Source organism: Planococcus alkaliphilus (assembly GCF_057031095.1).
Map to the genome: position 1 here is coordinate 46253 of NZ_CM168060.1, position 17783 is coordinate 64035.

16 protein-coding genes are annotated in these 17783 nt (G+C 44.9%); 15 read left to right on the forward strand and 1 reads right to left on the reverse strand.

Annotated elements, in window-relative coordinates; all coding sequences use genetic code 11:
• Positions 1–57: 57 nt before the first annotated feature.
• Positions 58–336 (reverse strand): AbrB/MazE/SpoVT family DNA-binding domain-containing protein, encoded by a 279-nt coding sequence (locus AC2EXB_RS00205; RefSeq protein ID WP_052649525.1) that lies wholly within the window; start codon positions 334–336, stop codon positions 58–60.
• A gap of 332 nt (positions 337–668) precedes the next feature.
• Between AC2EXB_RS00205 and metG the strand changes: the two genes are divergently transcribed.
• The 15 genes from metG (at position 669) to mfd (ending at position 17781) form a co-directional block, all read left to right on the forward strand.
• On the forward strand, positions 669–2636 hold the full coding sequence (gene metG / locus AC2EXB_RS00210; protein WP_483602922.1) for a methionine--tRNA ligase: 1968 nt from the start codon (positions 669–671) through the stop codon (positions 2634–2636).
• A gap of 212 nt (positions 2637–2848) precedes the next feature.
• Entirely contained in the window at positions 2849–3616 is a 768-nt protein-coding gene (locus AC2EXB_RS00215) for a TatD family hydrolase (protein WP_235197759.1), read from the forward strand.
• Between the two features lie 144 nt (positions 3617–3760).
• Positions 3761–5032: a ubiquitin-like domain-containing protein gene (locus AC2EXB_RS00220; protein ID WP_483602924.1), complete on the forward strand. Its 1272-nt coding sequence runs from the start codon at positions 3761–3763 to the stop codon at positions 5030–5032.
• 106 nt (positions 5033–5138) lie between these two features.
• Positions 5139–5696, forward strand: a complete 558-nt coding sequence (gene rnmV / locus AC2EXB_RS00225; RefSeq protein ID WP_483602926.1) for a ribonuclease M5 — start codon at positions 5139–5141, stop codon at positions 5694–5696.
• Positions 5696–6574 carry a 16S rRNA (adenine(1518)-N(6)/adenine(1519)-N(6))-dimethyltransferase RsmA gene (gene rsmA, locus AC2EXB_RS00230; RefSeq protein WP_483602927.1) on the forward strand — a complete coding sequence of 293 codons (879 nt, stop codon included), beginning with the start codon at positions 5696–5698 and terminating at the stop codon, positions 6572–6574. Before rnmV ends, rsmA begins: the two co-directional genes overlap by 1 nt.
• Positions 6575–6735: 161 nt before the next feature.
• Positions 6736–6999, forward strand: a complete 264-nt coding sequence (veg, locus tag AC2EXB_RS00235) for a biofilm formation stimulator Veg (RefSeq protein ID WP_052649519.1) — start codon at positions 6736–6738, stop codon at positions 6997–6999.
• A 164-nt stretch (positions 7000–7163) separates the two neighbouring features.
• On the forward strand, positions 7164–8027 hold the full coding sequence (gene ispE / locus AC2EXB_RS00240; RefSeq protein WP_483602928.1) for a 4-(cytidine 5'-diphospho)-2-C-methyl-D-erythritol kinase: 864 nt from the start codon (positions 7164–7166) through the stop codon (positions 8025–8027).
• A 56-nt stretch (positions 8028–8083) separates the two neighbouring features.
• Positions 8084–8911, forward strand: a complete 828-nt coding sequence (gene purR / locus AC2EXB_RS00245; RefSeq protein ID WP_235197762.1) for a pur operon repressor — start codon at positions 8084–8086, stop codon at positions 8909–8911.
• Between the two features lies 1 nt (position 8912).
• Positions 8913–9290 carry a RidA family protein gene (locus AC2EXB_RS00250; RefSeq protein WP_483602929.1) on the forward strand — a complete coding sequence of 126 codons (378 nt, stop codon included), beginning with the start codon at positions 8913–8915 and terminating at the stop codon, positions 9288–9290.
• Positions 9291–9666: 376 nt separating this feature from the next.
• The gene (gene spoVG, locus AC2EXB_RS00255; protein ID WP_052649515.1) at positions 9667–9951 is read left to right on the forward strand and encodes a septation regulator SpoVG; all 285 of its coding nucleotides are present in this window, start codon (positions 9667–9669) and stop codon (positions 9949–9951) included.
• Positions 9952–10276: 325 nt separating this feature from the next.
• Positions 10277–11650 carry a bifunctional UDP-N-acetylglucosamine diphosphorylase/glucosamine-1-phosphate N-acetyltransferase GlmU gene (gene glmU / locus AC2EXB_RS00260; RefSeq protein ID WP_483602931.1) on the forward strand — a complete coding sequence of 458 codons (1374 nt, stop codon included), beginning with the start codon at positions 10277–10279 and terminating at the stop codon, positions 11648–11650.
• Between the two features lie 15 nt (positions 11651–11665).
• Complete coding sequence (locus tag AC2EXB_RS00265) at positions 11666–12634, forward strand: ribose-phosphate diphosphokinase (protein WP_235197765.1); 969 nt, start codon at positions 11666–11668, stop codon at positions 12632–12634.
• 190 nt (positions 12635–12824) lie between these two features.
• Entirely contained in the window at positions 12825–13475 is a 651-nt protein-coding gene (locus AC2EXB_RS00270) for a 50S ribosomal protein L25/general stress protein Ctc (protein WP_251480406.1), read from the forward strand.
• Positions 13476–13578: 103 nt separating this feature from the next.
• Positions 13579–14148, forward strand: a complete 570-nt coding sequence (gene pth, locus AC2EXB_RS00275) for an aminoacyl-tRNA hydrolase (protein ID WP_235197767.1) — start codon at positions 13579–13581, stop codon at positions 14146–14148.
• Between the two features lie 99 nt (positions 14149–14247).
• Positions 14248–17781 carry a transcription-repair coupling factor gene (mfd, locus tag AC2EXB_RS00280; protein WP_483602932.1) on the forward strand — a complete coding sequence of 1178 codons (3534 nt, stop codon included), beginning with the start codon at positions 14248–14250 and terminating at the stop codon, positions 17779–17781.
• Positions 17782–17783 lie beyond the last annotated feature (2 nt).

The window sequence follows — 17783 nt, forward strand, 5'->3', positions numbered from 1 at the left end:
TTTGCAGGAATCAAAAAAAACCGAAACGCATCATGCGTTTCGGTTTTTCTATCTGATTTACTTTTTAAGATTGCTCTGAATCTCATTAACGAGCATTTCTGCGCCTTCTTTGCTCAAAATCAGCTTACCGCCAACAAGTTGCATGTTTTCATCGGAAACTTCTCCGGTAACAGCGCAAGTCATATTTGGTAAGTATTTTTTTAATATAATTTTGTCGTCATCTACGTAAATTTCCAATGCGTCTTTCTCAGCAATCCCTAGTGTGCGGCGTAATTCAATTGGAATAACAACGCGGCCTAATTCGTCAACTTTACGTACGATCCCTGTTGATTTCATGTTTATAATCTCCCCTCAAATTTGTCGGATGTTTTCGTCAAAATTCGACATTTACCACTTCCTGTCATAAATCATACCAACTACTGGCAATTTGGTCAATATAAAACTATCGAAATCATAATAAATTTTGCTAATTTGTGACGCTAATTTGATATATTTTTTCATTTTTTTATTCTATTTTTGAAATTTCCTTTTAAAGGCTTAAAACCGCCTTTTTTTATGGGATAATTTGTATTTATTTTGTCGAAAAAGGGTGAAGGAATTGAAAGATTGTACAAAATTGTCGACTTCGTTAAAATAAGAACTATACAAAGAAACTGGAGGAATTTTTCGTGACTGCTAAAAACAAAACATTTTACCTCACTACACCCATTTATTATCCAAGCGGAAAATTCCATATCGGAACGGCTTATACGACAGTCGCGTCCGATGCAATGGTCCGTTACAAGCGCTTGCGTGGTTTTGACGTCCGGTTTTTGACGGGAATGGACGAGCATGGCCAAAAAATTGAAGAGAAAGCGCAAGAAGCAGGCCTTGCGCCGCAAGAATATGTCGACAACATGGCAGCGGCAGCTAAAAACGTATGGTCGATCATGGACATCACTTATGATGATTTCATTCGTACGACTGAAGATCGCCATAAAAAAGGCGTCGAAAAGATTTTCCAGACGTTCTTGGATAATGGCGATATTTACAAAGGGCAGTACGAAGGCTGGTACTGCACACCGTGTGAATCGTTTTATACGGAAGCGCAGCTAGTGGACGGAAAATGTCCGGATTGCGGACGCCCGGTCCATAAAGTGAAAGAAGAGTCGTATTTCTTTAATATGAAGAAATATGCCGACCGCTTATTGGATTACTACGAGAATCATTTGGAGTTCATTGAACCGGAATCACGGAAAAATGAAATGATTAATAACTTCATCAAGCCGGGTCTGGAAGATCTTTCGGTTTCACGTACTTCCTTTGATTGGGGCATCCCGGTTCCTGGAGATCCAAAACATGTTATCTACGTGTGGGTAGATGCTTTATCCAATTACATCACGTCTCTTGGATATGGATCGGACGACGATTCGGCATTCAATAAATACTGGCCGGCAGATGTGCATGTAGTCGGAAAAGACATTGTCCGTTTCCATACAATCTATTGGCCGATTTTCTTGATGGCACTTGATCTGCCATTGCCGAAGAAAATCTTTGCGCATGGTTTTATCATGATGAAAGACGGCAAAATGTCGAAATCAAAAGGCAATGTCGTTTATCCGGAAATGCTGGTTGAACGTTACGGTTTGGATGCAACCCGCTATTTCCTTTTGCGTGAACTGCCATTCGGCTCTGACGGCGTCTTTTCACCGGAATCATTCGTAGAACGCACCAACTATGACTTAGCGAATGACTTAGGAAATCTCTTGAACCGGACAGTTTCGATGATCAATAAATACTTCAATGGGGAAATTCCTCAAATTCAAGGGCAAGTAACGGAATTTGACGGCGTGCTGCAAGAAGTGGCGAAACAGACGGTTGCAACGTATGAACAGCATATGGAAAAAATGCAGTTCAGCATGGTCTTAAGCGAAATTTGGGTATTGATTTCCCGGACGAATAAATACATCGACGAAACGCAGCCATGGGTTTTGGCAAAAGATGAAGCGTTAAAAGATCAATTGGCTTCTGCGATGGCTCATCTGGCAGAAAGCTTGCGCATGACAGCAGTTATGCTGCAGCCGTTCTTGCCTAATGCCCCTAAACAAATTATTGAACAGCTTGGTTTAACAGAAGAGTCACTGGCATGGGAGACATTGGATAGCTTCGGTAAAATTCCAGCGGGCACAAAAGTGGCAGCAAAAGGAACGCCGATCTTCCCGCGTCTTGAAGTAGAGCCGGAAGTGGCTTATATCCGTGACCAAATGCGCGGAGACACAGCCCCTGCAGAAGTTGAAGAAACAATAGAAGAAACTCCGGAAGTGCCGGACGTTCCAGAAATCACCATCGATGATTTCATGAAAGTCGATTTGCGGGTCGGAACGGTCACAGCTTGTGAACCGGTGCCGAAAACGTCGAAATTATTAAAGCTTCAACTTGATATGGGATATGAGCAGCGCCAAGTAGTATCTGGCATTGCCGAGCATTACAAACCCGGCGAATTAGTCGGCAAAAAAGTGATTGTTGTGGCGAATTTGAAACCGGTGAAACTTCGTGGAGAACTGTCGCAAGGAATGATTTTAGCTGGAGAGAAAAACGGCTATTTGACCTTAGCGGAAGTTGATCAGAAACTGCCGAACGGTGCTCAAGTTAAGTAAATTGCCAGAATGCACAGACAACAAAAAAATAATAAAATGGCCTGTTTATTGATGCAGGCCATTTTTTATTTTGGCTTAAATTGGTTAATATTTATCAGGAAAAGTGTACTTTGATATCGAAAAAACATGTTTTGTTATACAAATGTAATATTGGTGTGAAGAAAGAAATAGGATAAACCATTAAAATAAGGATTAATGTGAGGAGAATGAATATGTTTATTGATACCCACGTACATTTAAATGCAGATCAATACGATGAAGATTTACAAGAAGTCATTGACCGTGCATTAGAAAACAATGTTACAAAAATGATTGTTATTGGCTTTGACCGCAAAACGATCGAAAGAGCAATGGACCTAACGGAGAAATACGATTTTATATACGCAGTGGTTGGTTGGCATCCGGTCGACGCCATTGACTGCACGCCTGAAGATTTGCAGTGGATTGAAGAATTGGCAGCCCACCCGAAAGTGGTCGGCATTGGCGAAACCGGTTTGGATTATCATTGGGACAAATCGCCGAAAGAAGTGCAGCAGGAAGTTTTCCGGAAACAGATTCAGTTGGCAAAGAAAGTTCAGTTGCCGATTATTATCCATAACCGAGAAGCAACAGAAGATGTGTTGCGCATCTTGAAAGAAGAAAAGGCCGAAGAAGTAGGCGGCGTGATGCATTGCTTCAGCGGCAGCGTCGAAACTGCCCGTGAAAGCATTGACATGAATTTCATGATTTCGTTAGGAGGTCCTGTTACATTCAAAAATGCCAAGAAGCCGAAAGAAGTAGCCGAACTGATTCCGATCGAACATTTGATGATCGAAACAGATGCCCCGTATTTGGCGCCGCATCCTTACCGCGGCAAACGAAATGAACCTTCCTATGTGCCTTTGGTGGCCGAGGAAATTGCCCGCTTAAAAGGATTGACGATAGAAGAAGTGGGAGAAAAAACAACCAAGAACGCCGAGCAATTTTTTAAGTTGAAATGATGAACCCAGATACTCAGCAGGATGATTTAATTCTTGCTGAGCCTTTATTTGGGGAAAATGTAGTGCTTGTCCCTAAAAGCCTTTAAGTTGACACCTTGAATTCGAGACTATATAATCACTCAAGTGAATGAGGAGGAGTTATTTTTGACAGAAAAAGCAAATAATAGTAAGTCCGTAAATGTGTTCAAAGGAAAATCTTTAGTTGTTGCCATCGCGACTGTTTTACTTTTTGCTGCTGTTTTGACGTTCGCTATTTATGAAGGAACGAAAAACACAGTAACAATGACAGCGAATGGAAAAACGACAGAAGTTAAGACACATGCGGACTCAGTAGGGGCATTTCTTGAAGAACAAGAAATCCAAGTCAGTGAACATGATTATTTAAGCCAATCCATGGATGCTGCCATCGAAGAGGATGTAGCGATCGAATGGGAACAGGCAAAAGAATATAAAGTCGAAGTAGACGGCAAACAACAAGCTGCTTGGACAACAGATAATACAGTGGAAGCAATTTTAGCGAAAGCGGACATTGAAGTAACAGAGCACGACAAAGTATCACCAGCATTAGAAGAAGAGGTAGATGCGGATACAGCGATTTCTGTAGAAAAAGCATACGAGGTTACAATCCTTGATGGTTTGGAAGAGAAAAAAGTATGGTCCACTTCGACTACGGTCGCTGACTTTTTAAAACAGCACAAGATTTCTTTAGGCGAACTTGACCGGGTTGAAAATGGAATGGATGAAATGGTCGTTCCAAATTCGAAAGTAAAAGTAGTTCGCGTCGAAAAGGTCACCGATGTAGTTGAGGATTCTGTGGAATTTGCCCAAGAAACGAAGAAAGACGCTTCGCTTCTAAAAGGGAAAAAGAAACTTGTTCAAAAAGGTGAAAATGGAGTCGTTGCGAAAACGTACGAAGTGATCAAAGAAAACGGCAAAGAAGTAAAACGCGCGTTGAAAAAAGAAAAAACAGTTAAAGAACCAAAGAAACACGTAGTAGCGGTCGGAACAAAAGTAGTGGTAGCAAGCGTTTCCCGTGGAGCAGATTCCAAAGCTCCCGCTAAGAAAGCTTCTTCCAAACAGGCAGTCGTCAAAACGGCTGCTGCAGCTAATGCAGCGCCATCGGGCGGCAAAGAGTTTTATGTATCTGCAACTGCCTATACGGCTAGCTGTGCAGGATGCTCCGGCATTACGGCTACAGGCATCAACTTAAAAGCCAATCCCGGCTTAAAAGTGATTGCTGTAGATCCAAACGTTATTCCCCTAGGCTCAAAAGTCTGGGTTGAAGGCTATGGCTATGCGGTGGCTGGCGATACAGGCGGTGCGATCAAAGGAAATAAAATCGACTTATTCGTTCCAAGCCAATCGGATGCATTGGCTTTCGGACGCAAGCAAGTAAAAATTAAAGTCCTTAATTAGTATAGAAAGATTTTCCGAAAAGGCTTTCCCTATCCGGGAAAGCCTTTTACATATTCAGGCGGCTGCGTGTAAAATGGAACAAGATAGGCAGGAAAGAGGAAGACGAATGAAGATTAATGAAATCATCGTTGTAGAAGGCAAAGACGACACTGTGGCTATTAAGCGTGCAGTGGATGCAGATACAATCGAAACAAATGGCTCAGCCATTTCCAAAGAGACGCTTCAGCGTATTCGCCATGCTCAAGAAAAGCGCGGCGTTATTGTATTTACAGACCCTGATTATCCAGGGCAGCGAATCCGTGCTATTATTGAAGAATATGTGCCTCAAGTGAAACATGCATTTCTTGCGAAAGAAAAGACCATTGCGAAGAATGGCAAAGGGCTTGGCATCGAACATGCGTGTGATGAAGACATTCGAGAAGCATTGTCCGCAATTTACACGCCGCGGGAAAAAGACAGCGCGATAGAGATTACAATGGAAGACTTGATCGATGCAGCGCTTGTTGCGCATCCTCAAGCTAAAATACGCAGAACACGAATAGGAGAGCTTTTGCAGATCGGCTATACGAACGGAAAACAGCTTCAAAAGCGGCTCCACATGTTCGGGATTACAAAAGCGCAATTTATAGAAGCGGTACAAGCGGTAAATCAGGAGGAACTTTGATGACTAAAGATATTGCAACACCCATTCGGACCCAGGAGATTATGGCCAAATACGGTTTGAAAGTGAAGAAAAGTTTAGGCCAGAACTTTTTGATCGATCCGAATATTTTACGGAAAATTGTGGGCCAGGCGAATTTGACGAAAGAATCAGCGGCTATTGAAATCGGGCCAGGCATCGGTGCCTTAACCGAGCATTTGGCAAGAGATGCTGGGAAAGTGCTGGCGTTCGAAATCGACCAGCGGCTTTTGCCGGTTCTAGAAGATACGCTGTCGCCTTATGACAATATTTCCATCGTCCATTCAGATGTGTTGAAAGCGGACGTCCTTGCAGAGATTGAAAAAGAATTAGCCGGCTATGAAGACATCATGGTAGTGGCGAACTTGCCTTATTACGTCACGACACCGATCATTATGAAGCTATTGCTTGAAAAACTGCCGATCCGGGGCTTGGTTGTTATGCTGCAAAAAGAAGTGGCGGAGCGTATCACGGCAAAGCCTGGCAGCAAAGCTTATGGATCGTTGTCCATCGCCATCCAATACTACACAGAAGCGGAAATGGCTTTAACGGTGCCGAAAACGGTCTTTCTGCCGCAGCCGAATGTGGATTCTGCTGTGATTCGGATGACCAAGCGTCCGGAGCCGCAAGTCAAAGTCATCGATGAAGATTTTTTCTTTACGGTTACAAGAGGTTCTTTTGTCCAACGGAGAAAAACGATTTTAAACAACCTTCAATCGGCGATGCCACTGGGCAAAGAGAAAAAGGAATTCATTTTGAAAGCGTTGGAAGAAGCCGGGATTGAGCCTTCGCGCCGGGGAGAAACCTTGACGATTAAGGAATTCGGTTTGCTTGCAGATAAGCTTTACGCATATTTCAAATAAAAGCGGAAGCTTGTTACAAAATTGGCACATGAGCTTCTCGAAAAAGATATTTCGGATAAAAAAATATTGACAGTAACTATACAACGCTGATAAAATATTAAATTTGCTTGACAAAATAGTCGTATTTTGCTATAATTTATTTATAGTGAGGTGTAGACAAGATGCCCAAAACTTTGGCGGATATTAAAAAATCGTTAGATCTACATTTAGGGAAACGATTGATTTTGAAGGCAAACGGAGGACGCAAGAAAACGGTGGAACGTGCCGGGATTTTGCGGGAAACGTATCACTCCGTGTTCGTAATTGAGCTTGATCAAGATGAGCATGCATTTGAACGTGTGTCTTACAGCTACGCAGACATCCTGACAGAAGCAGTAGAGATTACTGTTTATGAAGGAACAGAAGAAGAACTTGTTGTTAGATAATGAATTCATATTTATATTTTGTAAAATCCACACCTGTTGCTTGAACAGGTTCGTGGATTTTTTTGTTTTTTCAGGGTTACTGGATTTCAGATTTTCTTAATTCTTCCTATTCGAGCCGCTTGTGTTAAAATAGTGTTCATCAGAATAGTAAAGGAGGCAGTGGAATGCTCTACGTAAAGGCGCCTGCCAAAATCAATTTAACGTTAGATGTTTTACATAAAAGGCCGGACAATTACCATGAAATCGAAATGATCATGACAACTGTCGACCTGGCTGACCGCATCGGCTTGAAAGCGACAGAAAGCGGAATCCATATTGAATCCGCTGACCGCTTTGTCCCAAACGATTCGCGCAACTTGGCTTATCAAGCCGCCCAGTTGCTAAAAGATAAGTTCCATATCAAGTCGGGAGTCATCATTTCTTTGGACAAACAGATTCCTGTAGCAGCCGGCCTTGCTGGAGGAAGCAGCGACGCAGCTGCCACTTTGAAGGGATTAAACCAATTATGGCAATTAAACTTGTCGTTGGATGAACTCGCAGAGCTTGGCGCGCAAATCGGATCAGACGTCTCGTTTTGCGTATACGGAGGCACAGCGCTAGCCAAAGGGCGTGGAGAAGTCATCCAGGAGCTGCCGACACCGCCGAACTGCTGGGTGATATTGGCGAAACCGACGATTGGCGTTTCGACGGCAGATGTCTACGGGGCTTTTGATGTTACAAAAGCGGAGCATCCGAATACCCAAGCGATGATTGAAGCGTTGGAGACTGGCGATTACCAAGCCATGTGCGACAATCTTGGCAATGCATTGGAAAGCGTGACCTTAAATCTGTATCCGGAAGTGGCACAGATCAAAGAACAAATGAAGAAGTTTGGTGCAGATGCTGTATTAATGAGCGGAAGCGGTCCGACCGTCTTCGGCTTGGTTCACCAGGAAGCCCGGATTCCCCGTATTTACAACGGTTTAAGAGGATTTTGCGCAGAAGTCTATGCCGTGCGTTTGATTGGCGAACGGGATCCCCTTGCTTAAATACGTATATTTATGGTAAATTTTCTATAAATCATTCGTGTTTAGGAGAGGGTAGTATGAAGTGGAAGCGCAGTGAACGTTTAGTTGATATGACGCATTATCTTTTGGAACATCCACATAAGTTAATTCCTCTTACATATTTTTCGGATCTTTACGAATCCGCTAAGTCTTCGATCAGCGAAGATTTGGGGATTGTTAAAGAGACCTTTGAAGAAAAAGGAATTGGGTTATTGATGACCGTGCCGGGAGCAGCAGGCGGCGTAAAATACGTACCGAAACTGCAAAAGCCAGAAATCAAAGCCATTATGGATGAATTGATCGAAGAATTAAGCCATTCGGACCGGCTATTGCCGGGGGGCTATCTTTACATGACCGATGTGCTTGGCAATCCAAGCATCATGAACCGGGTCGGCAAAGTGTTTGCAACAGCTTTCGCCGATGAAAAAATTGACGTCATCATGACGGTGGCTACAAAAGGCATTCCGATTGCCCATGCTATCGCCCGCCATTTGAATGTGCCGGTTGTCATTGTCAGACGAGACAGCAAGGTAACAGAAGGATCTACAGTCAGCATCAATTATGTGTCAGGTTCATCTCGCCGCATCCAGACCATGGTGTTGTCGAAGCGGAGCATGAAGAGCGGTCAGCGTGTCTTGATCACCGACGATTTTATGAAAGTCGGCGGAACGATGAATGGCATGAAGAATTTATTGGAAGAATTTGAATGCACCCTTGCCGGAGTCGCGGTACTCGTCGAAGCCGAGCATTCAGATGAACAACTTGTTGAGAAATACCTATCATTGGTTAAATTGCGTGAAGTCAGTGAAAAAGAACGCAAAATTGCTCTTGAAGAAGGAAACTATTTTACAAATGGAGGGTTTTAACATGAAATTTGTAGCAACCGATCAAGCAGCCGCAGCAATTGGCCCATATTCGCAAGGTGTGATTGCAGGAAATCTGTTTTACAGTTCCGGCCAAATTCCATTGACGCCGTCAGAGGAAATGGTGGAAGGGTCGATTGTCGACCAAACGCATCAAGTATTCGCCAACTTGAAAGCTGTCCTGGCAGAAGCAGGCTCTTCGCTTGAAGGCGTGATCAAAACCACGGTATTCATTAAAGACATGAATGATTTTGCTGAGCTGAACGAAGTCTATGCTTCGTATTTCGGCGACCATAAACCTGCCCGCTCTACTGTAGAAGTGGCACGGTTGCCAAAAGATGCAAAAGTTGAAATTGAAGTCATTGCAGCACTTGCTGAATAAGCCATCCTTCGGGGTGGTTTTTTCTTTGCTCTTTTGTACCCCGTAAAACTCAGACGGGCGGTTTCCGCATTTCTTTCTGTCCAGCTCCGGCAGCCAGATTGACTTATGCCCGGCGAATCTGAACGGGCGGTTTCCGCTTTTCGTTATTGTCCAGCTGTAAGAGCCAGCTTCTCGGTCGTAAGTCAGTCCACTGCGGCGGCAACAGCCTCCTCGCGGTCTGTCTTACGGCTGCCGAAGCTAAGCGGCTCTTTCCGCTTTTCTGTTTATTAATTAAATTTTCTAATAAATTTTGTAATTTATGAAGGAGTTTAGTCCTTTGCATCGAATTACCTTAAGAGCATTCTATTTTGCAACTTAGAAGAGAGGTGGTGAAACAATGGAAGTAACTGATGTAAGGCTTCGGCGAGTACAAACGGATGGTCGGATGCGGGCTATCGCTTCCATCACGTTGGACAACGAATTTGTTGTACATGATATCCGGGTGATCGATGGCAACGAAGGGCTGTTTGTGGCAATGCCAAGTAAACGGACACCAGATGGGGAGTTTAGAGACATTGCCCATCCGATCAACTCCAGCACGCGCAATAAATTACAGACTGCTGTATTAACTGCTTACCAGCAAAGTGAAAATGATCCGGTTTTTGAAGAAGCCGGTGTTTAATTGAGCCACCTCTTGAGCCTTCGCCCATTGAAAGGCTCTTTTTTATTTTCGTGAAATAATGTCATCGGATTGTCATGCCCCGAAACCTTGAAAAATCAAGGTTTTTCGGATATAGTTAAGGATAGTGCAGGAGTTTGACATTCAACAGAAGCTTTCAAATCAGCACTTTTTTACTCATCAATCGCTTGTTAACGTGTTCTGCTTCCATACGCAAAGTCCAAATCGTCGAATCGGCGTTTTTTTTTGGAGATTTAGTTAACGTGTTGGCAGAACAGGGAATATGGAAAAATAGATAATAAATACATACAGACGGAGGATCGACTATATGACAAATACATACGCAGTCATTTTAGCTGCTGGGCAAGGAACACGCATGAAGTCAAAGCTTTATAAAGTGCTTCACCCTGTTTGCGGCATGCCGATGGTAGAGCATGTTGCTAACAATGTACAACAATTGGGTGTTGAAAAAATTGTTACGATCGTCGGCCACGGTGCTGAAAAAGTGCAGCAGCAGCTCGGAGAAAAAAGCGAGTATGCGCTGCAAGAAGAACAACTTGGAACGGCGCATGCCGTCCAACAGGCAGCTTCCATGATCGAAGGTTTGCCCGGAACGACTTTAGTTGTTTGCGGCGATACACCGTTGATCCGTCCGGAAACAATGGAAGCTTTGCTTAGCCATCACGCAGAGACAACTGCGAAAGCCACTATTTTAACTGCGATTGCCGAGAACCCAACCGGCTATGGCCGAATTCTTCGCGATGAAACAGGCGGCGTTTCAAAAATCGTTGAACAAAAAGATGCTTCTGCAGAAGAGCAGAAAGTGAAAGAAATCAATACCGGCACTTATTGCTTCGACAATGAAGCACTTTTTGATGCATTGAAACACGTGTCAAATAACAATGCCCAAGGCGAATATTACTTGCCAGACGTCATTGAAATCCTTCAAAAACAAGGCGAAGTGGTTGCGGCTTACGCGACGGATAGCTTTGAAGAAACACTTGGTGTCAACGACCGTGTCGCTTTGAGCCAAGCTGAAGGAATCATGCGCAGCCGCATCGCTGAAAAGCACATGCGTGCAGGCGTGACGATCATCGATCCAGCAACTGCCTATATCAGCGCAGAAGCGGTAATCGGAGCAGATACGATCATCCAGCCGAATGTAACGATTGAAGGAAATTCAGTAATTGGTGAAGATTGCATCATTACATCCAACAGCCATATAAGCAACAGCACGATCGGCAGCCGGACAGAAATCCGTTCTTCGCATGTCTACGACAGCAAAGTCGGAGAAGATACAGCAATTGGTCCATTTGCGCACTTGCGTCCGGAAACAGAGCTTGGCAATGAAGTGAAAATCGGCAATTTTGTCGAAGTGAAGAAATCCAATGTCGGAAACGGCAGCAAAGTCTCCCACCTAAGCTATATCGGAGATGCCCTTGTAGGAACAAACGTCAATATCGGCTGCGGCAGCATCACAGTCAATTACGACGGTAAAAATAAACATTTGACAACGATTGAAGACGATTCGTTTATTGGCTGCAATTCCAACTTGGTTGCACCGGTGACGGTCGGCAAAGGGTCGTTTGTCGCAGCGGGATCAACGATTTCAAAAGACGTTCCAGCAGATTCCTTAGCTATTGCACGCGCTCGGCAAGAAAACAAAGAAGGCTATGTCAGTAAATTAAACCTGAAAAAATAGGAGGCTACACACGTAATGAGTTATCAAATTGATGCAGCGACCACTAAAATGAAAATCTTTTCATTGAATTCCAATCAAGGATTAGCAGAGGAAATTGCAGAGCACGTAGGTTTGCCATTAGGAAAAAGTTCAGTCACCCATTTCAGCGACGGTGAAATCCAGATCAATATCGAAGAAAGCATCCGCGGCTATGATGTCTTCATCGTTCAATCTACTTCACAGCCGGTCAACGAAAACCTGATGGAATTATTAATTATGATCGATGCTGTCAAACGTGCTTCTGCTCGTACAGTAAACGTTGTAATGCCTTATTACGGCTATGCGCGCCAAGACCGCAAAGCCCGTTCACGTGAACCGATCACGGCTAAATTGGTAGCAAACCTATTAGAGACTGCAGGAGCGACTCGTGTCATTGCACTCGATTTGCATGCTCCTCAAATTCAAGGATTCTTTGATATCCTGATTGATCATTTGGTAGCTGTGCCTCTTATTTCAGACTACTTCTTAAAAGAAAGCGGCATCGATTTGGAAAACGTTATCGTTGTTTCTCCTGACCATGGCGGTGTAACGCGTGCCCGCAAAATGGCGGATCGCCTGAAAGCGCCGATCGCGATTATCGATAAACGCCGTCCGCGTCCGAACGTAGCGGAAGTCATGAACATCATCGGGAATGTGGAAGGCAAAACGGCCATCATCATCGATGACATCATTGATACAGCTGGAACGATTTCAATTGCTGCAAGCGCATTGATCGAAAGCGGAGCAAAAGAAGTCTATGCATGCTGTACACATCCGGTTCTTTCAGGGCCTGCTGTCGGCCGCATCAACGATTCTGTCATCAAAGAATTGATCATCACGAATTCAATTGCGTTGCCGGAAGAAAAGAAATCACCAAAAATCAAGCAGCTGTCTGTTGCGAAATTATTGGCTGAAACAATCGTCCGCGTACACGAACAAAAATCTGTCAGCACATTATTTGACTAAGTTTGAAACCTCGGTAAGCTGAAATGAAGAATGGGTAACCACAAATCGATTCGCAGCTACATCGCGGAATTTCACTTAAATGAGTAAATGAATTTTACGCTGTTTATACAGCTCGTTTTCCTGAAAGGTTTGGCTTTTGCAAGATAGGGTAAATACTCACTATGCATAATTAAACTGGAGGATGAAGAATATGAGCACAAAAATTACAGCACAAAAAAGAGAAAGCGGTACACCGCATTCATCGTTAACTGAATTAAGAGGAAAAGGTGATGTTCCTGGAGTCGTTTACGGCTTCCAGACAGAAACCACTCCTTTAGTGGTATCAGAAATTGATTTGATTAAAACCTTGCGTGAATCTGGACGCAATGGCGTCATCAACTTAGAGATTGATGGAAAATCCATAAACGTAGTATTGAATGATTTCCAAAGAGATGCGTTAAAAGGAAACTTTGAGCATGTCGATTTCTTAGCGATTAACATGTCTGATGAACTTGAAGTTTCAGCGGCGGTCCATATGGTCGGCGAATCTCCAGGAGAAAAAGAAGGTGGCGTTGTCAATCAGCCTAACCGCGAAGTGACCATCAAAGTGAAGCCTTCTGACATTCCGGATGCAGTAGAAGTGGATGTTTCCAACTTGGCGATTGGCGATACATTGACAGTCGGCGATATCCGTGGAAACGTTTCGTATGAAATTTTAGATGAAGATGACTTCATTTTAGTCTCTGTTACAGCTCCTCGTTCTCAAGAAGAGTTGGATGAACTTGAAGCGCCTGCTGAAGATGCAGCTGGAGAACCAGAAGTAATCAATGGCGACGCTGAAGACGGCGAAAAAGAAGCTTAATCAAAAAAGAAAAGGGGCTGTCGAGAGACAGCCCCTATTTTTCTGTTTTAATAAGTATTTGTGGTAAAATGTGAAGCAGTGAAAACAGCAAAGGAAGATGGCTATGAAATTGATTGTGGGCCTGGGAAATCCCGGGAAAGCATATGAATCGACCCGGCATAATGTCGGTTTTCAAGTAATCGACTATTTGGCATCCAAATGGAATGCCCCTTTGACTCAGTCGAAGTTCAAAGGAATGTACTCGATCATCCACCGGCCGGAGGGAAAAGTCATGCTATTGAAGCCGCTGACTTATATGAATTTGTCAGGTGAGAGTGTCGGCGCTTTAATGGATTATTACGATGTGGCAATTGAAGACTTGGTGGTTATTTATGATGATCTGGATTTGCCTACCGGGCAGCTGCGGCTTCGCCAAAAAGGCAGTGCCGGGGGACATAACGGCATCAAATCGCTCATTCAGCATTTAGGCACTCAGCAATTCAATCGCATGCGTGTGGGCATCAGCCGCCCGCCTGCCGGGATGAAAGTGCCGGATTACGTGCTCGCGCGTTTCTCGGAATCCGAGGCTCCGGAAATTTCCGAAGCGATCAAGAAAAGCGCAGAAGCCTGTGAGTTATGGCTTTCTAAACCGTATCTTGAGGTCATGAATGATTATAATGCAGCCGTTAAATAGAATTTCGCTTTGGCGCAAACAGCGTCCAGAGCTTTTTCTGTTTCTGAATGAGGCAGGAAAATCACGAATACACTGTTTATTTTGAAAGGGGGAATCGGGATGGATCGTATATTAAAATCGTTTGCTGGGGATTCTCATACGCAGGCATTGATTGCAGACTTGAAAAAAGGGCAGGACCACCAGTTGATTTCGGGATTGTCCGGCAGTGCACGCCCTATTTTTTATCAGACGGTTTGGGCTGAATCGAATACCCCATTATTGGTTGTAGCGCCGAATTTATTGCATGCACAGCGCACTTATGATGACTTGGTCAAATTGATGGGGGAAGAGCTTGTCCATCTCTATCCGGCAGATGAATTAATAGCGGCAGATGTATCATTCTCCGGCCCAGAACTGCGCGCCCACCGAATTGATACGCTGGATCACATGAAAAATGTCGGAAAAGGCATTTACATCACGCCGGTTGCAGGGATGCGGAAGTTGATGCCATCCCATGAGCAATGGAGATTTTCAACCTTGCGTACCCATACCGGAGATGAAATTGATGCAGAAGAATGGATTGGGAAATTGGTGGCGATGGGCTATTCACGTACGCCGATGGTCACGACTCCAGGCGAATTCGCCTTGCGCGGCGGAATATTGGATATTTATCCTTTGAATTTTGAACACCCAGCCCGCATTGAGCTATTTGATACGGAAGTCGACTCCATCCGCCAGTTTTCAGCAGAAGACCAGCGTTCACTCGATAAGATGGAATCCTTGTGCATCTTGCCGGCCAGTGAATTGGTGCTGACGCGTCTGCAAAAGCTGGAATTGGCAGAGAAAATCGAGGAGAAGCTAGCTGCTACATTGAAAAAAGTGAAAGCGGACGACACAAAAGAAGCGTTGCTTCAGCATATCCAGCATGATATCGACATGCTTCGGGAAGGCAATGTACCGGATCAAGTGGCGAAGTATGCAGCATTGGTGGACAGCCAATCGGCATTCTTAGGCGATTATTTCCCGGGGAATGGCGTCATTTTCTTTGATGAACTCGGCAGAATCCAGGAAATGACCGAAACCTTGGAGCGGGAAGAAGGCGATTGGATCGTTTCGCTGCTCGAAGAAGGTAAGTTCCTTCAGGACCTCCCGCTATCGTATACGTTCCGTGAAGTGCTCCAGAAAACAAAACAGCAAGTTGCTTTTCTTTCTTTATTCGTCCGGACATTCCCGTCGATTCAAGTGAAGAAATCGATTACGTATTCGTGCAAGCCGATGCAGTCTTTCCACGGACAGATGAATTTGCTGAAAGCGGAAGTGGAGCGCTGGACGCTAGCTAAGTTCCAAGTGTTTATCATCGCAGAAGGCGAAGAGCGGATGCGGAAAGTCCGTTCGGTGCTTGAAGACTACGGAATGGAAGCGGAAATCATCACGGCTGCGACAAACGTTCAAGGCGGCCACATGTATTTAGTCGATGGCGACTTGTCCGGCGGATTTGAAATGCCGCTTCAGCGCTTGGCTGTCATCACGGATGCGGAAATGTTCAAACTGCAGGCGAAGAAAAAGACGCGCCCGCAAAAGCTGACCAATGCGGAGCGCATTAAAAGCTATTCGGAAATCAAACCTGGCGATTATATTGTCCATATCCATCACGGCATTGGCCGTTATGTCGGCATTGAAACTTTGGAAATCGGCGGCGTCCATAAAGATTATTTGCACATTGTCTATAAAGCGGATGATAAATTATTCGTGCCCGTCGACCAAATCGATTTAATCCAGAAGTACATTGCTTCTGAAGAAAAAGAACCGAAGCTGCATAAGATGGGCGGAGCGGAATGGAAGAAGACGCACCGGAAAGTCTCCGCTGCGGTTCAGGATATTGCCGATGACCTCATTAAACTCTATGCGGAACGCGAAGCATTAAAAGGCTATGCGTTTTCCGAAGAACAGGACATGCAGCGCCAATTCGAAGCGGAATTCCCTTATGAAGAAACCGTGGATCAGCTGCGTTCGATCACCGAAGTAAAGCGCGATATGGAAAAAGAACGGCCAATGGACCGTTTGATATGCGGCGACGTCGGCTACGGCAAAACCGAAGTGGCGATTCGTGCCGCATTCAAAGCAGTGCTTGATGGCAAGCAAGTGGCCTTTTTAGTGCCAACGACGATTCTCGCCCAACAGCATTTTGAAACGATGAGCGAACGGTTTAAAGACTACCCGATTACGGTTGGGCTGATGAGCCGCTTCCGTTCGAAAAAGCAGCAAACCGAAACCGCTAAAGGCTTACGTAACGGTACAGTTGATATCGTCGTCGGAACGCATCGTATCTTATCCAAAGACATTGGCTATAAAGATTTAGGGCTGCTGATCATCGATGAAGAACAGCGCTTCGGGGTTACCCATAAAGAAAAGATTAAGCAAATGAAAACGAATGTGGACGTTTTGACATTGACGGCGACACCGATTCCGCGGACGCTTCATATGTCCATGATTGGCGTACGTGACCTTTCCGTTATCGAAACACCGCCGGCCAACCGTTTCCCGGTGCAAAGTTATGTCATGGAACATAACGGTGCCCTTGTGCGCGAAGCGATTGAACGTGAAATGGCACGGGGCGGCCAAGTGTTCTATCTCTATAACCGGGTGGATGATATGACCCGGAAAGTGGAGGAAATTCAAGCCTTGGTGCCGGAAGCACGTATCGGACATGCCCATGGGCAAATGTCGGAAACGGAATTGGAGTCTGTCATTCTCGGATTCCTGGACGGCGACTACGATGTGCTCGTAACGACGACAATTATTGAAACCGGGATCGATATTCCGAACGTCAATACCTTGATCGTCCATAATGCGGACCGTATGGGCTTATCGCAATTGTATCAATTGCGTGGCCGCGTCGGCCGTTCAAGCCGTGTCGCTTATGCGTACTTTATGTACCAGCGCGATAAAGTGCTGACCGATGTAGCGGAAAAACGCCTCATGGCCATCAAGGAATTTACGGAACTTGGATCCGGCTTCAAGATTGCGATGCGGGATCTGTCCATTCGCGGTGCTGGAAATCTGCTCGGTTCGCAGCAGCACGGCTTTATTGATTCCGTCGGCTTTGATCTGTACTCGCAGATGCTGGAGCAGGCCATCGAAGAGCGCCGCACCGGCATCAAGAAAGAGGAGATTCCGGAAGTCGAGATTTCGCTTGATGTGGATGCTTACATTCCTGACAGTTATATCGGGGACGGCTACCAGAAAATCCAGATGTATAAACGCGTCAAAGGCATCGAAACAGAAGAGGAAGTTGCCGAACTACAAGATGAATTGATCGACCGGTTCGGCGATATGCCGATTGAGACCGATCGCTTGCTGAGTGTGGCGCGCATGAAAGTTTGGGCGCGCCTGACCGGTGTCGAGTCGATCAAGCAAACCGGAAAAATTATTACAATCAAGCTATCAGCAGAAGGCACTTCTGCGATGAATGGCGGCAAGCTCGTCGAAGAATCGGCAGCTTACGGCCGCGCTGTCGGTTTCAGTATGGCTGGACAGCAGCTGGTGATGACCATTGATGAAAACAAAACCAAGAAGCATCATCCGTTTGATGTGCTTGAAGGCATAATGAAGCTGCTTCCGGAATCGCTTCGGGAAGAAAAGCCGGTCAGTTAATT

Coding starts and splice junctions, on each gene's coding strand:
- rsmA (WP_483602927.1), top strand. CDS start 5,696: ATGACTAAAGATATTGCAACACCCATTCGGACCCAGGAGATTATGGCC.
- pth (WP_235197767.1), top strand. CDS start 13,579: ATGAAATTGATTGTGGGCCTGGGAAATCCCGGGAAAGCATATGAATCG.
- purR (WP_235197762.1), top strand. CDS start 8,084: ATGAAGTGGAAGCGCAGTGAACGTTTAGTTGATATGACGCATTATCTT.
- AC2EXB_RS00205 (WP_052649525.1), bottom strand. CDS start 336: ATGAAATCAACAGGGATCGTACGTAAAGTTGACGAATTAGGCCGCGTT.
- AC2EXB_RS00250 (WP_483602929.1), top strand. CDS start 8,913: ATGAAATTTGTAGCAACCGATCAAGCAGCCGCAGCAATTGGCCCATAT.
- mfd (WP_483602932.1), top strand. CDS start 14,248: ATGGATCGTATATTAAAATCGTTTGCTGGGGATTCTCATACGCAGGCA.
- rnmV (WP_483602926.1), top strand. CDS start 5,139: ATGAAGATTAATGAAATCATCGTTGTAGAAGGCAAAGACGACACTGTG.
- glmU (WP_483602931.1), top strand. CDS start 10,277: ATGACAAATACATACGCAGTCATTTTAGCTGCTGGGCAAGGAACACGC.
- ispE (WP_483602928.1), top strand. CDS start 7,164: ATGCTCTACGTAAAGGCGCCTGCCAAAATCAATTTAACGTTAGATGTT.
- AC2EXB_RS00270 (WP_251480406.1), top strand. CDS start 12,825: ATGAGCACAAAAATTACAGCACAAAAAAGAGAAAGCGGTACACCGCAT.
- AC2EXB_RS00265 (WP_235197765.1), top strand. CDS start 11,666: ATGAGTTATCAAATTGATGCAGCGACCACTAAAATGAAAATCTTTTCA.
- veg (WP_052649519.1), top strand. CDS start 6,736: ATGCCCAAAACTTTGGCGGATATTAAAAAATCGTTAGATCTACATTTA.
- AC2EXB_RS00215 (WP_235197759.1), top strand. CDS start 2,849: ATGTTTATTGATACCCACGTACATTTAAATGCAGATCAATACGATGAA.
- spoVG (WP_052649515.1), top strand. CDS start 9,667: ATGGAAGTAACTGATGTAAGGCTTCGGCGAGTACAAACGGATGGTCGG.